General features: G+C 63.5%; 16 protein-coding genes. 7 read left to right on the top strand and 9 right to left on the bottom strand.

Going from position 1 to position 14,277, the window contains the following annotated elements; translation table 11 throughout:
* The first annotated feature begins 27 nt into the window (after positions 1-27).
* Positions 28-792, top strand: a complete 765-nt coding sequence (gene gloB / locus IEV75_RS12395) for a hydroxyacylglutathione hydrolase (RefSeq protein ID WP_188452895.1) — start codon at positions 28-30, stop codon at positions 790-792.
* Positions 792-1,247 carry a cupin domain-containing protein gene (locus IEV75_RS12390; RefSeq protein WP_188452894.1) on the top strand — a complete coding sequence of 152 codons (456 nt, stop codon included), beginning with the start codon at positions 792-794 and terminating at the stop codon, positions 1,245-1,247. Before gloB ends, IEV75_RS12390 begins: the two co-directional genes overlap by 1 nt.
* A gap of 14 nt (positions 1,248-1,261) precedes the next feature.
* On the opposite strand, the gene IEV75_RS12385 is transcribed toward IEV75_RS12390, so the two are convergent.
* Complete coding sequence (locus IEV75_RS12385) at positions 1,262-1,990, bottom strand: DUF4908 domain-containing protein (protein ID WP_188452893.1); 729 nt, start codon at positions 1,988-1,990, stop codon at positions 1,262-1,264.
* 90 nt (positions 1,991-2,080) lie between these two features.
* Entirely contained in the window at positions 2,081-2,803 is a 723-nt protein-coding gene (locus IEV75_RS12380) for a beta-ketoacyl-ACP reductase (RefSeq protein ID WP_188452892.1), read from the bottom strand.
* Between the two features lie 194 nt (positions 2,804-2,997).
* On the opposite strand from IEV75_RS12380, the gene phaR reads away from it, so the two are divergent.
* Together phaR and IEV75_RS12370 are read left to right on the top strand one after the other, a co-directional pair.
* On the top strand, positions 2,998-3,582 hold the full coding sequence (gene phaR, locus IEV75_RS12375; protein ID WP_188452891.1) for a polyhydroxyalkanoate synthesis repressor PhaR: 585 nt from the start codon (positions 2,998-3,000) through the stop codon (positions 3,580-3,582).
* Between the two features lie 163 nt (positions 3,583-3,745).
* Entirely contained in the window at positions 3,746-4,057 is a 312-nt protein-coding gene (locus IEV75_RS12370; protein ID WP_188452890.1) for a hypothetical protein, read from the top strand.
* A 143-nt stretch (positions 4,058-4,200) separates the two neighbouring features.
* Here the strand turns inward: IEV75_RS12370 and IEV75_RS12365 are convergent, their stop codons facing one another.
* Both IEV75_RS12365 and IEV75_RS12360 read right to left on the bottom strand, forming a co-directional pair.
* On the bottom strand, positions 4,201-4,614 hold the full coding sequence (locus tag IEV75_RS12365; RefSeq protein ID WP_188452889.1) for a hypothetical protein: 414 nt from the start codon (positions 4,612-4,614) through the stop codon (positions 4,201-4,203).
* Positions 4,615-4,737: 123 nt separating this feature from the next.
* A complete protein-coding gene (locus IEV75_RS12360) occupies positions 4,738-5,472 on the bottom strand; it encodes a glycosyltransferase family 2 protein (protein WP_188452888.1) in 735 nt (244 codons plus the stop codon).
* Positions 5,473-5,598: 126 nt separating this feature from the next.
* On the opposite strand from IEV75_RS12360, the gene IEV75_RS12355 reads away from it, so the two are divergent.
* Both IEV75_RS12355 and IEV75_RS12350 read left to right on the top strand, forming a co-directional pair.
* Positions 5,599-7,305, top strand: coding sequence for an ArnT family glycosyltransferase (locus tag IEV75_RS12355; RefSeq protein ID WP_188452887.1), 1,707 nt, complete (start codon positions 5,599-5,601; stop codon positions 7,303-7,305).
* Positions 7,302-8,219, top strand: a complete 918-nt coding sequence (locus IEV75_RS12350) for a hydroxymethylglutaryl-CoA lyase (RefSeq protein WP_188452886.1) — start codon at positions 7,302-7,304, stop codon at positions 8,217-8,219. The genes IEV75_RS12355 and IEV75_RS12350 overlap by 4 nt, the downstream gene beginning before the upstream one ends.
* Here the strand turns inward: IEV75_RS12350 and IEV75_RS12345 are convergent.
* From IEV75_RS12345 to cysS, 4 genes are read right to left on the bottom strand one after another with little or no spacing between them, the layout of a single operon-like run.
* Entirely contained in the window at positions 8,216-9,151 is a 936-nt protein-coding gene (locus IEV75_RS12345; RefSeq protein ID WP_188452885.1) for a glycosyltransferase family 2 protein, read from the bottom strand. The two genes, IEV75_RS12350 and IEV75_RS12345, sit on opposite strands and share 4 nt — an antisense overlap.
* Before the next feature lie 33 nt (positions 9,152-9,184).
* The gene (yidD, locus tag IEV75_RS12340; RefSeq protein WP_188452884.1) at positions 9,185-9,505 is read right to left on the bottom strand and encodes a membrane protein insertion efficiency factor YidD; all 321 of its coding nucleotides are present in this window, start codon (positions 9,503-9,505) and stop codon (positions 9,185-9,187) included.
* Positions 9,506-9,517: 12 nt separating this feature from the next.
* Positions 9,518-9,952, bottom strand: coding sequence for an iron-sulfur cluster assembly scaffold protein (locus IEV75_RS12335; protein WP_188452883.1), 435 nt, complete (start codon positions 9,950-9,952; stop codon positions 9,518-9,520).
* A gap of 8 nt (positions 9,953-9,960) precedes the next feature.
* The gene (cysS, locus tag IEV75_RS12330; protein WP_188452882.1) at positions 9,961-11,358 is read right to left on the bottom strand and encodes a cysteine--tRNA ligase; all 1,398 of its coding nucleotides are present in this window, start codon (positions 11,356-11,358) and stop codon (positions 9,961-9,963) included.
* A 325-nt stretch (positions 11,359-11,683) separates the two neighbouring features.
* Between cysS and folE the strand changes: the two genes are divergently transcribed.
* Positions 11,684-12,319, top strand: coding sequence for a GTP cyclohydrolase I FolE (folE, locus tag IEV75_RS12325; RefSeq protein ID WP_188452881.1), 636 nt, complete (start codon positions 11,684-11,686; stop codon positions 12,317-12,319).
* 61 nt (positions 12,320-12,380) lie between these two features.
* On the opposite strand, the gene sppA is transcribed toward folE, so the two are convergent.
* On the bottom strand, positions 12,381-14,225 hold the full coding sequence (gene sppA, locus IEV75_RS12320; protein ID WP_188452880.1) for a signal peptide peptidase SppA: 1,845 nt from the start codon (positions 14,223-14,225) through the stop codon (positions 12,381-12,383).
* Between the last annotated feature and the right edge of the window lie 52 nt (positions 14,226-14,277).

The following is a 14,277-nucleotide window of genomic DNA, read 5'->3' as shown; positions in this document are numbered from 1 at the left end:
GCGCCGCGCAGCCAAAGGGGGCAGACCATGCTCGAGATCCGCCAGATTGCCTGTCTCGATGACAATTACGGCTTTCTTGTCCGATGCACCGAGACGGGGCAGACCGCCAGTATCGATACGCCCGATGGCAAGGCGCTAGCCGCAGAGGCCGGGCGGGCCGGCTGGCATATCCATGAAATTTGGAACACCCACCATCACTGGGACCATGCCGGCGGCAACGATTTTATTGCGCAGCATTTTGGCGCGCGTATTACCGCGCCTGCTGCCGAAGCAGACAAGATCGGTCATGTCGATACGCCCGTTTCACCGGGAGAGACGATCCGCCTTGGCGCGCTGGAAGCCAAGGTGATCGATACGGGCGGCCACACGCTCGGGCACATCGCCTACTGGTTTGAAAGCGAAAACATCCTGTTCAGCGGTGATGCGCTGTTCGCACTGGGCTGCGGGCGCCTGTTTGAAGGCACGCCAGAGCAGGCACAGGCCGGCCTTGCCCGGCTGCGCGCCCTTCCCGATGACACGATTGTCTATTGTGCGCACGAATACACGGCGGCCAATGCCCGCTTCGCGCTAAGCATCGATCCTGAAAATGTTTCGCTCAAAGCCTGTGCCGCCGAGGTGGAGAGCGCCCGCAAGGCCGGGCAGCCCACGGTGCCGTTTCCGCTCAGGCGGGACAAGCAGACCAATCCCTTCCTGCGCTGGGACGATGCGGGTTTGCGCCGCCGGCTGGGTCTTGAAGCCGCCAGCGACGCGGATGTCTATGCGGCAGTACGCAGCGCGAAGGATCAGTTCTGATGGCGTCTATCAGCGGGGATCTCGGCGCGAGCGAAATCATTCGCATGCTTGCGATGGAAAAACATCCAGAGGGCGGCTGGTATGCGGAAACCTTCCGCGATCATGCCAACTCCGAAGGTCGGGCGCACGCGACAGCCATCTATTTCCTGCTTGCAGCAGACGAGGTGTCGGCCTGGCACCGGGTTGATGCCAGCGAGGTCTGGCTCTGGCATGCCGGAGCACCGCTGGTGATGACCCTGTCAGCAGATGGCGTGGACGCCCGGAGCTTGCGTCTGGGCGCCGATCTGCGGGCAGGCGAACGGCCACAGGCCGTCGTCCCGGCAGGGCATTGGCAAACTGCGGAAAGCCTCGGCGCGTGGACGCTGGTAAGCTGTGTGGTGGCGCCAGGCTTTGAGTTTTCCGGGTTCGAGCTCGCGCCAGCGCACTGGCGCCCCGGCCCGCATAACGCGCGTTAGCGGCGGCTTGAAGCCTAGCGGCCGCGGTCGAGGGCGCGGCGGATGAACTCCGATGAGGGCCGGCCCGCATACCCGCGTCCTGCCGAAATGGTAATGTCCAGCGTTCCGCCGGAATAGACTGCGTCCGGCCGGGCGCCAGTCTGCACCCGGATGGACTGAAGATCGCGCAAGGCGCGGCGGTTTGCACGGTCAATACCCAGCTGGGCCAGACGCAGCGTGTCTGCAAGATAGGCATTGTCGGACGGGCCGAGCGAGGGAACCTCGACCATTACCTGATTGCGGTTGATGCGCGTTGCGGCGTCAGCCAGATCGCGGGCGGCGCGTTGCAATTCGGACGCGCTGACGGGCGGCGCCACCAGGGTGTGAGCTGGGCCAATCAGTTCGACGATAACGCCGTCCGGCGCGTCGGGCGGGAAGAAGGTCGCCCCGCCCAGATTGGACAGGCGCAAGATTGCGCGGTCCGTATCGGTCAGCAATACCTCGCCGCCGCCCGAGGCCCGGTTGGCATAGACAGCAAGGACTTCGGCTGAACCTTCCTGCCATAGCAGGGCAGGCACAGAGGAGCGGTCCAGCACCAGCCGGCCACGGCGGTCTGCCCGCTCGTACCAGACTGCGGATGCTTCAACCGGCTGCTCCCGGCCGGTCAGGCGCGAGAACGGATTTTGCTGGCCAAGCCCGTCACTTGCCAGAACCGCCCAAGCCCCGGCGGCGGCAAGCATCAGGGCGATGATTCCCCTGCTCATGGCGGACAATCTCTCCGCAAAAAGGGGCGGTTTCGCGGCGAAATGCCCCGCACCGGCATTACGGCCTGGTTTTTTCGCTGCGAAAACAGATCAGGTCAGATACTGCCCGCCATTGGCGGTCAGTGTGGCGCCGGTAATGAAGCCGGCATCATCAGAGGCAAGGAAAGCCACGCAGCGCGCGATCTCTTCGGGTTCGCCCAGCCGGCCGACCGGGATGGTCTCTACGATCTGCTCGCGCACTTTTTCAGGCACCGCCATCACCATGTCGGTGGCGATATAGCCCGGGCAGATGGCGTTCACCGTAATGCCCTTGCGCGCGCCTTCCTGGGCCAGCGCCTTGGTAAAGCCGATATCACCGGCTTTGGCGGCCGAGTAGTTCGCTTGCGCAAACTGCCCCTTCTGACCGTTGATTGAGGAGATGGTGATGATGCGGCCAAAACCGCGCTCGCGCATACCGTTCCAGACAGGGTGGGTCATGTTGAACACGCCGGAGAGATTGGTTTCGATCACTTCGCGCCATTGCTGGGGCGTCATCTTGTGAAAGGGCGCGTCGCGCGTGATGCCGGCATTATTGACCAGAATGTCCACCGGACCATGCGCCAGCTCGACCCGGCCGATCCCGGCTACACAGGCCTCATACTCAGCCACCGACCACTTGTAGGCGGGAATGCCGGTTTCCTTGCTGAATGCTTCGGCCGCAGCATCATTGCCCGCGTAGTTGGCGGCGACCGTATACCCGGCCTCCTTCAGCGCCAGGCAAATGGCCCTGCCTATGCCGCGCGTTCCTCCTGTCACCAAAGCGGTGCGTGCCATGAATACCCTCCCTGTAGCCCTCTTGACCGGAGCCGTTTATTGTGCGCAGCAAAAGCGCAGCACGCTTGCAGCATGAAGCGGACCGCGCAATGGTCTTTCTTAACGCGAATCCGCCTGTTGTCGAGGGCGTCCGCGCGAGAATCTGACACCGCACGGCAAACGATGCGGTGCAACAAGCCAGGGGGAGACACAGCGTGAGTACAAATGCAAAATCCGGCAAGATCACCATCAAGAAATATGCAAACCGGCGTCTGTATGACACGTCGGCGAGCCGGTATGTGACGCTCGACCATCTGCGTGAGCTGGTGAAGGACAATGCCGAGTTCGAAGTCGTGGATGCGAAAACCGGCGAGGATCTGACGCGCGGCGTTCTGGCCCAGATCATTTTCGAGGAAGAGGCCAAGGGCGCCAACCTGCTGCCGGTTGAGTTCCTGCGCCAGCTGATCGGATTCTACGGCGACTCCATGCAGGCTTTCGTGCCTGGCTATCTGAAAATGTCGATGGAAGGCCTGATGCGCCAGCAGGACGAGCTGCGCGAGAAGATGGCCGGCGCCATGAGCTCGCCTGCAGGCTCGATGGCATTGCTGGAAGAACAGACCCGCCGCAACATGGCGATGTTCGAACAGGCCATGAAAGTGTTCAGCCCCTTCAATGCGGCGGGGCAGCAGGATGCCGGTGCGTCCGCAGCTGCGCCTAAAGACAGGTCAGATGACGTGAAGGCGCTACGCGACGAGCTGGAGGCGATGCGCGCCAAGCTGGACAAGCTGGCGGGGAGCTAGTGATGGTCCGGGCGGCGAGGCGTTAGTGTTTCATTAGGGAACACCGCGCGGGAGACACAGGCCACCACGTGCGCCAAACCGGCTCCGGAATGACGGTTAATCTGCGTTTTACAAAGCTTTACGAAGAGTAAAGGCTGGCCCCGTTCTTGCGCAGGCATTGCGCATGAGCGAAGCAGTCACTCCCATTTCCGGCGCCTACCCGCCCCCGGCCATCATTGTCCGCAATGATACCCCGGCCCAGACGCGCCAGCAGGCCGTCCAGCCGGCAAGCGTGGCAGCCGCCGGCACGGCGGCCCGGATGATGCCGTCCCAGACGGTTGCCCTGGCCGGGAGCGGCTGGGTGCCGGTGCTGCACACTACCCAGCGCCGGGGGCTGCGCGCGGATGAAACCGAAAGACGCCGTTACCGGGCGAGCTATGCCAGCGCCGGCAGCACGCCGGCTCCGCAAGCTGCACGTGTGGAGCGGCGGGCATGAGCCGCGCACAGCCGGCATTGCTGCGGGTTGCGGACGGCATGCTGGCGGTCAGCGTCTTCTTTCTCTTCCTCTAGCGCCAAAAAACAAGGGCCGCCCCTGATTGCAGGAACGGCCCTTTTTTGACGTCAGCGAGCTGGACGCTATCAGGCGTCGCCGCCCACTGCGAGGTCGCGGCGGGCTGCAACAATGGTGACAACAAAGCCAGCCACCGTGTCGAGAAGCGCCATAACCGTCAGCAGGAAGAAGACCGAGGTCGCAAACTGTCCGACGAGCAGGAACAGCACCAGCCCGATCACAAAGACCAGCATGGACATGCCGTGATTGATGATCGACGCCGTCCCGGTGTCAGACGATTTCACGATTTCGATAAACAGCAGGAACAGGGCAAGTATCAGTATCAGGTCACCGGGGGTCAGGCCCCAGGTGGCCCCTGACATCATGCCTATCTCGAAAAGCGGGTCTGCGAGCCGCGCCGCCACCGTGTCCGCACCGCCGATAAACGCGACGATAGCATAGACTGCCATCGGAATAATCAGCTTTGGAAATATGCTAAACATGGAAATTCCCCTCCTTGCCGGGCCACCTCGACCGCGGCGCCTGGCCGCCTCGACGCCCATGAACACTCCGCTACCTGCGCCAGTTGCCATGGCGATACTCCTCACCTTCGGCATTCCGAGCTTTCAGGATTCTTCCCAGCCGCCGGTCTGCCTGGAACGGCTATTGAGCCACATCACCCCCATTATGTCACTGATCGAGGCGAAAAGACGTCCAATATTTGTATATTTGGATTTCCCGGCCATGCGCGGCCGGTGGCTGACCGGATGAAACTCGACGATATAGCCCTCGCGTTTCATAAGCGCTGGCAGGAAGCGGTGCTGGTGATCGAAATAGGGCAGGGAGAGATAGGCTTCGCGCCGTATCGCCTTGATACCGCAGCCTGTGTCCTTCGCATCATCGTTGAGAAGCCGCTTGCGCACGCCATTGCCGAGGCGCGAGGCGAATTTCTTCCACGCGCTGTCCTGCCGGCCCACGCGTTCGCCGCCCACCATACCCAGCGCCTCGGGCGCACCAGCCCGCGTCAGCTGCGTGATGAGCGCGGGCAGGTCAGCTGGCGGATTTTGCCCGTCACCGTCCAGCGTGCATACAATCGGAGCGCGGGCCGCCAGGAAACCGGTACGGATGGCCCGCGACTGCCCGGCATTATTGCGGTGACTGACCACACGCAGCTGCGCCAGTTCGGCCCGCGCGCCCTGCAGCTCGGCCAATGTGCCATCACGGCTGGCATCATTTACGGCGATAATCTCGAAGTCCTGCCCGGCGAGCGCGTCTGCAATTTCGCGCACGAGCGCACCGGCATTGCCCTCCTCATTGTGCATGGGCAGGACCACCGATATGGCCGGGGCAGGAGACGCCATAAATTCTTACCTTCTTTCAGCCGCCCGCTTGCAGGGGCACGCGGGCCGTTACATACCCAATAGTGAGGCCCGCGCCAGCTTGAATATGCAAGAGGGATGATCGGGCATCGGAAGGAATGGACGGCCATGGCCCGTTTGATCCCGTTTCTGCAAGAGCCTGGCCGGGCATGGATCCTGGTCCTGGCGGTCACCCTCGCGGCATCGCTGGCCGGTGTATTTACCCTTCCCGTGCTTGACCGCGACGAAGCCCGTTTTGCTCAAGCCACCGCCCAGATGATGGAATCGGGCGATCTGGTGCGCATCCGGTTTCTGGATGAGGACCGCCACAAAAAGCCCGTCGGCATCCACTGGACACAGCTGCTTACCGTTACGGCGGGCGAGGCGGTCAGCGGGGCCCTGACGGACCGGCAGATCTGGGCCTGGCGGCTCGCGTCCACGCTGGGCGCCGTGCTGGCCGCTCTTGGTGCGATGGCGCTTGCCAACCGGCTGCTGGGCCCTCCTGCGGGCCTTTATGCCGGCGTGCTGCTGGGTGCCAGCGTGCTGCTCGGCGTGGAAAGCGGCATCGCCAAGACCGATGCCATGCTGGCAGGCATCACCGTCTGGGCTCTTTATGCCCTCGCCCGGCTGCACGAGGCGGACAATCGGACCGGCGCGCGGGTCTGGGCAGTATGGCTCTGGGCCCTGATCGCGCTGGGGGCGCTGGTCAAGGGGCCGGTCACGCCGATGGCGGCGGGGCTTGCGGTGACAACACTGGTCATCTGGGAGCGGCGCATGAACTGGCTGCGCCCGCTGGCTTTCTGGCCCGGCCCCTTGCTGGCCGCAATCATTCTTCTTCCCTGGCTGGTCTCGGTCCAGATTGCGACTGATGGCGGGTTCCTGCGGGAGATGCTGGGCCAGGATGTCGGGCCCAAGCTGGTGAGCGGCCATGAAAGCCATGGTGGCCCGCCCGGCTATCATTTGCTGGCCCTGCCGGCCTTGCTGTTTCCTGCAACCCTGTTCCTGCCGGCCGGGCTTCACGCCGCAATAACGGCCATCCGCGGCGCAAACCCGCAACTGGCGCGGCCGGCGCGCCTGCTGGCCGTGATGAGCCTGCCCTTCTGGCTCGCCTTCGAGCTGTTGCCGACAAAGCTTCCCCATTATGTGCTTCCCGCCTATCCGGCGCTGGCGATTTTCGCTGCGTGGGGCCTGCTGCAATGGCGCAGCACACCGGCGCTCTGGCGCTGGCTGGGTGCAGGCCTGATGATGGCAGCGGGCCTGTTTCTCGCAGCAGTGATCTTTCTGCCGGCCACGCGATTTGGCGGGCAGAGCGTTCTGGCAGGCGCGCTCGCGGCAGGCTTTCTTGCAGCTGTCAGCGCTGCGGTCATCCTGTCAGCGCTGCACCGCGAGCGGGCGGCCGTGATGTGCGCGTTACTGGCGAGCCTTGCCTGGCACGCGGCGGCGCGCGGGGTTATCATTCCGGCGACAGACTTGTTCCCGTCGCGCGAAGCGGCCGCTCTGATTCAGGCAGAGGGGTGGATGACACCGGACGTGACGATCCGCTCCAGCTACACAGAGCCCAGCCTGGCCTTCGCCTTGCGCAGCGACATCATGCTGATGGATTTTCCTGCACTGGCAGCCGCGTCGGTGGACCTGGCCAGCGAACAGCTACTGGTCATCGACCTGTCACGGGTGGCGGCAGATGCGCCTGAGGCGGCATTCCTGGACACGCTGCGCGCAGGCGCCTGTGCCCTTGATGAAATTGAGGGCTTCAACTATTCGCGCGGACGCGCCACATCCCTGCTGATCGCCCGCACCGGCGATTGTGCTGCTATTCAGGAGCCGGACACGCCATGAGCCGAACCATTGAAATTGTCGAGGTCGGACCTCGCGACGGCCTGCAGAACGACCCGGCATTGCTGGCGACGCCAGTGAAACTGGAGTTCATCAACCGGCTCATAGAGACCGGCGTAAAACGCATGGAGGCCGCCAGCTTCGTCAATCCCAAACTGGTTCCGGCCATGGCCGATTCCGCCGACATCATGGACGCAGTGCCCCGTGACAGGGGCGTTTCGTATATCGGCCTTGCCCTGAATGAGCGCGGCATGCGCCGGGCCATCGAGGCGCGCTGTGACGAGATCAATTATGTCCTTGTAGCGTCAGAGGGCTTCGGCAAGGCCAACCAGAATGCCACGCCCCGGGACACCGCAGACCTGCTCGACCGGATCGCCGTGCTGGCCCATGATGCGCAAATCCCGCTCTCGGCCACGGTTTCGGTTGCGTTTGGTGATCCGTTCGACGGCGAGGTCGATCCCGGCATTCTGGGCATGCTGGCCGAGCGCGCTGCGGCAGCAGGCGCTGTCGAATTTGCGCTGGGCGACACGATCGGCGTGGCAACCCCGTGGGATGTTGAACGTGCCATCTCGATTGTCCGTGATGCGGCACCCGGGCTAAAACTGCGCCTGCACTTCCACAACACGCGCAACACGGCGCTGGCGAATATCCATGCCGCCGTACAGAACGGGGTGAGCGTTATCGACGCCTCGGCAGGCGGAATTGGCGGCTGTCCGTTCGCGCCGCGCGCAACCGGCAATGTGGCGACGGAAGACGTTGTGTACATGCTGGAGCGGGCCGGGTTCGACACCGGTATTGACCTTGACGCGATGATCTCTGTCGCGCACTGGCTGGAACAGACGGCCCTCAGGCACCCCGTACAGTCTGCGCTGGCTAAGGCCGGTGGATTTCCGGCGAAAGGCGGACCTGCCGCCTAATCACCTGCATTACGGCGGCGCTGGGCCAGGCGCAGCCGCGCCTGCAGGCGGTTGCGGGCCTGTGAAACGCGTACATTGGCCCGGATCAGCAGGGCACGCCCGATAATTGCCATTGTCATGAGCGGGCCCGCGACAAGCAGGACCAGCTGGCCAGCCGGACCGGAATAGGTACGGAAGAACAGGTTCAGCCCCTTTGCCTTGTGCCACTCCACAAGGAGAATATTGGCCGAACTTGTGGACCCGACATGCACAAAGGCGGCCCGTGGCTCGAACATGACCCGGCCGCCCATCCGGCGCGCGCGTTCACAGATATCAATGTCCTCCACATGGAGGAAATAACGCTCGTCAAAACCATTGAGAAGCTGGAAGGTCTCCCGGCTCATCAGCATGGCGGCGCCCGATACGGATGGTGCCTCCACCGGGCCTGATGGCAGCGGCTCGTGCTCGCGGTGGAAGTCACGGACACCGGGCAGAATGCGGGCAAGCCCGGTGAAGCTGAGCATGGCCGACAGCAAGGTGAGGCCGCCGCGGCGGCCGCCACGCTGTTCGGTGCCGTCCGTGTTCAGAATGCGGGCACCCACGATCGAGACCGGAGGCAGTGCATTTGCTGTCGAGACCATGATCCGCGCTGCGCCGCGGGCGATCAGCGTGTCCGGGTTGAGCAGTAATATGTAATCACCCGACGACGCGCGCGCACCGATATTGCATCCGCGGCCGAAACCCAGATTAGCGCCTGTATGGATAATGTTGAGCCGCGGCTGCGCCGCCGCCATTGTGTCCAGCCTGACAGTGACATTGGTGGGGTTGTCGTGATTAACGAGCACAAGCTCGTGGATATCGGGATCGCTCAGGACCGAGCGGATCGAGTCAAACAGGACCGGTCCGGTCCGGTAGCTGACCATCACCGCGCTTATGCGCGCCCCCGAACTCATCACTGCCCCTCATCGGCTGCCTTTGCAGCGCATCTACTCCAGAGCCTGCCCAGGCGTTCCCCGGAAGGCCCATACTTTCCACCAGGGCACATCCGTGCGCACCTGAGGTGCCGGATCGTACCCGTGCGATCCGCCCGGCCTGCACCGGCCGATACGGCCCAGTGCCAGCCATGAGCCCCGCCACAGCCCCTGTGCCAGGATCGCGTCCATGGCATAGAGCGAACAGCTCGGCTCGTGACGGCACCGGACGCCCAAGGCGTAAAACACCGGCGACAGGGTCCACCTGTAGGCTTTGATGGCCGCGATTCCAATCCACTTTTCCGGGGAATGGGGCGTTTTTTTCTGACAACACATGACAGGTGCCGGTTATCTGCCGTGTACAGAGGCCTGATCGTAAGCCTCCAGAGCCGCCTCGAAGGCCAGGCGGATGGAGCCATGCCGGGCGGGGTATTGCGCGGCCGGTTCCAGCACGCGCAGGGCCTGGAACGGACTATTGTCCGGTACCGGCGTGCCTTTCAGAAGCGCGTTCAGCGTCACCAGCCCTTCAGCAAGCAGTTTGCGGTCGGCGCCGATGATGACGCCGCCCAGTATGCTGGCCGAGCTCTGCCCCAGCGCGCAGGCCGACACATCCCATCCGATCTCACTGACGCGGCCATCGGCCAGATTCATGTCCAGCGTCACTTCCGACCCGCACAGGCGCGAGACCTTGCGCACGCTCGCCTGCGGCGCGTCCAGGCGTTTCAGGTGCGGAATGGACGCCGCCAGGGCGATAACGTCGCGTGAATAGGGATCGGTCGCCATGGTGGCGCCTATGCCTCCTCTACCGCCTTCATGCGCCAGACAGGGCCTTCGGGCGTATCATCCACGAGTACGCCCAACGCATCGATCTCGGCGCGCAGGGCGTCTGCCTTCGCGAAATCCTTGGCCTGCCGGGCGGCATGGCGTTCATTGAGAAGGGAGTCGATGCGCGCACGCGTGGCGCTGTCCAGCGCGTCCACGCCGAACCAGCTGTCGGGACTGTCCTGCAGGAAGCCCAGCACCCGGCCGGCTGCCAGCAGTTCTCCCTTGGCCGTGGCTTTCTCTTCAGGCGAAGCGGCCTTGTTGGCCCGGGCGAGCATCTCGAACAGGGCGGCAAAGGCCTTGGGTGTGTTGAGATCATCACCGAGCGCTTCGAGTACAGCCGCCGGCACCGGCACCTCCGCCGCAGCCACATCGCCTAACCGGCGCAGCACGCCATAAAGCCGGTCCAGCGCCTTGCGGCTCTGTTCGATCAGCTTGTCATTCCAGTCCAGCGGGGCGCGATAATGGCCCGTGAGAAGGCCATAGCGGATCACCTCGCCCTTGATGCCGCGCGCGATCAGCTCGCTCGGGCGGATCACATTGCCGAGCGATTTGGACATCTTCTCGGTGTCCATGGAAAGAAAGCCGTTATGCAGCCAGTAATTGGCCAGCGGCTTGCCGTGGGCGCAGACCGACTGGGCCACCTCGTTCTCGTGGTGCGGGAAGACCAGATCGATGCCGCCGCCATGAATGTCGATGGTCTCGCCCAGCGTCCTCGCAATCATGGCCGAGCATTCGATATGCCAGCCGGGGCGGCCTGGCCCGAAGGGCGCGTCCCAGACCGGTTCGCCCGGCTTTGACGGCTTCCACAGCACGAAGTCTGCTGCATCCTTCTTGTAGGGCGCCACTTCAACACGCGCACCGGCAATCATCTCGTCGAGCGAGCGCCCGGAGAGCTTTCCATAGGCCTCATAGCTCTTCACCGCGAAGAGGACATGGCCTTCAGCCTCATAAGCGTGGCCGGTCTCGATCAGGCCGGAGATCATGGCGATCATCTCGGCCATATGGGCCGTTGCCGCCGGCTCATAGGTGGGGCGCAGCATGCCCAGCGCCGCGCTGTCGGATTGATAGATCTTCGTGAATCGCTGCGTGATCACCGAAATATCGACACCTTCGCTGGCCGCAGCGGCGTTAATCTTGTCGTCGACATCGGTGAAATTGCGCGCATAGGCGACATGGTCTGCCCCGTAGACCTCGCGCAACAGGCGGAACAATACGTCAAACACGACAGCCGGGCGGAAATTGCCGATATGGGCCGGGCCGTACACGGTCGGGCCGCACACATACATTGTCACCCGCTCAGGATTGGCGGGAACGAAGCGGCGGCGGCTCCGGCTGGCAGTGTCATGAAGAAAGATATCGGTCATGGGCGGCTATCTAGCTTAACCGTGCGCATTACGCAGCCCCAAAGCAGCGTCACGCGCACACTGGCTTCACCTGCTTGTGACGGCGCAGGTGCCACGCTACATATAAAAGGCGATCTGACGCAGTGGAAACTGCAAGCTGACGCCATATATGCACCGCAGCCCATGGAAGAGAGTGTCTTTTCCACCGGACTGCGAAACCCGGCGCTGGAGCATGTGACAAGGGCCTTCCAACCGCCCGCCCCGCCGCTGGATCCGGAAACCGGCACTATACCGGCCATGCCGCAAGGCACTGGCCGGGACCCGACAACGAAAGGATCCGCCCTTCATGGACGCGATTGTGAAAAAAACCGACCTCGGCTCTGCCGCCGAAATGCTTGAACCTGTTCAACGCCCTAGCCGCGAGGAGGCCGAAGAGGCCGTGCGTACGCTGCTGCGCTGGGCCGGAGACGACCCCCGCCGAGAAGGACTGATCGAAACGCCCAAGCGCGTGGTCAAGGCCTATGAGGAATGGTTCCGCGGCTATCACGAAGATCCCGGCAAGATTCTCGGCAAGCGCTTCGAGGATGTGCAGGGCTATGACGACATGGTGATGCTCACCCATATTGATGTGGAGAGCCATTGCGAACACCACATGGCCCCGATCCTTGGTACGGCCTGCGTCGCCTATCTGCCTGACAGGGCGGTGGTCGGCATTTCCAAGATCGCCAAGGTGGTCGAGGCTTTCTCCAAGCGACTGCAGACGCAAGAGACCATGACCGCCCAGATCGCCGATGCGATCAACGACGCCATGGCGCCGCGCGGCGTGGCCGTCTTCGTCGATGCCAAGCACCAGTGCATGACGACGCGCGGCGTGCACCACCCGCACGTCTCCACCATCACCACCACGTTTACCGGTGAGTTCAAGGCCAACCCGGAACTGCGCGAGCGCTTCATGCGCCTGTGCGAACAGTCCAAGCGCTAGGTACAAATCCCGCGCAACAGAAAAGCCCCGGATGATCTGGATCATCCGGGGTTTTTCATGCCTAACGCACTGCCAGTGCCGGACACTCCAGGCAGATGGCATAGCGGCCCGTCGGATCATTCATGAGATCGACCGCCTGCGCCTCGCGCGCGACATCGCCCAGAAGCCGGGCCAGAACGCCGTCGCCGAGAAGACCTGCCGAGCCGGACGGCTCCATCCCGAGCAGGGCCAGAATGGCGTCAAGCTGGGAGCGTTCTTCTGAAAAGACTTTCAGCTGATAGCGGCCCTCTTCCAGTCCGGCCAGTTCTGCCGCACGCAGGACCGCTTCATCAAACGTCCCGAGCCGGTCAACGAGGCCACGCTCCAGAGCCTGTGACCCCGTCCAGACACGGCCCTGCGCCACGGCATCAACTTCATCGCGGCTCATGCCGCGGGCAGTGCCGACCACAGAGAGAAACTGCTCGTACCCGGCATTGATGTTGGCCTGCAAAATGGTGGCGGCAAACTCGTCGATACCGCGTTCGAGCGAGATCGCACCGCCGAGCCGGGTGCTGGCATAGCCGTCGGACGTTACGCCGACCTGCTCGAGCGCACCCTCGAATGTCGGGAACAGGCCGAATATGCCGATCGACCCGGTGATCGTGGTCGGATGGGCCCATATCTCGTGTGCGGGCGTGGCAATCCAATAGCCCCCCGAGGCGGCAACGCCGCCCATGGAGGCGATGACGGTCAGCCCGTCTTCACGCGCCTGTGCCAGCTCCTCGCGGATGAGCTCCGAGGCGAACACACCGCCGCCGCCGCTATCGATACGCAGCACTATGGCCTTCACATTCGGATCGAGCCGGGCCTGACGGATCAGGCGGGCGTGAATATCACCGCCCACCGTACCGCCATCGGCCTCGCCGTCGAGAATGGTGCCGACAGCGTTGATGACCGCAATCGTATCGCGCCGGCCAGTGCGGGGCGCTTCACGATTGGCATTGAACCATTCGAAAAAGTCTGTCGTGTCGGGGCGGCCCCCGTCTTCCACGGTGCCGAAACGCTCATCAAGCAGTGCGTTGAACGCCGTGCGGCCGATCAGCTGGTCAACAAGGCCTTCGTTCAGCGCGATCCGGGAGATATTGCCGCCCGCTTCAAGGACCAGCGTGTCGGCATTGTCAGCCACACGCTGCAACGTGCCCGCCCTCAGGCCGCGCGCCGCCTCTGCCTCACGCGTATAGGCGCTCCACAGATCACCAAACAGATAGGCGCGGGCCTCATAGTCGGCCTCGGACATGTCGGCGCGCTCATAGGGCTCTATGGCGGACTTGAACTCTCCCACACGGAAGATGTTCACCGTTACGCCGAGCCGGTCGAGAAGCCCGCGGAAATAGGTCCGGAAGCTTGAATACCCTTCAACAATCGCCACGCCTTGCGGGTGCAGGTAGACCTCATCAGCGTGCGCCGCGACGAACCAGGACGCATCGCCATACATGTCGGCATGGGCGATGATGGTTTTGCCAGCCTCCCGGAATGCGCGCATCTCTGCCGCCAAGGTGTGCAGACTGGAGGGCATGCCGCCCGTGAAATCGGACAGATGCAAGACGAGCGTTGAAACACTGTCATCACGGGCCGCCAGACGCAGCCCTTCGACCAGATCATCCAGCAGGACTTCCTCGCCAGCCCCGCCGCCGAACAATGCGGCCTGCAAAGCCCCGCCAGGGGACACGATGGTGCGTTCCTCGACGATCCGGCCGTCGAGCTGCAGCGACAGTGCGCCCGATTGGCCGACCCGCACCGTGTCGCTGGAAAACAGCGATCCGACAAGCCAGAAAACCACCACGATCATCAGGATCAGCCCGATGATCCGCACGATCCCGCGCTGGACGGCGCCAAGCCCGCTCCACGCCTTCGCTACAAAGCCCATTTCATATTCCCCTATTGTTTCAACCCCGCCAGTGCCCCCTTGGAGCAACTGA

The organism is Glycocaulis albus (assembly GCF_014639075.1).
Classification (GTDB): domain Bacteria; phylum Pseudomonadota; class Alphaproteobacteria; order Caulobacterales; family Maricaulaceae; genus Glycocaulis; species Glycocaulis albus.
Note: the sequence above shows the minus strand (reverse complement) of the source record. Positions and strands in the feature narration are given on the sequence as shown.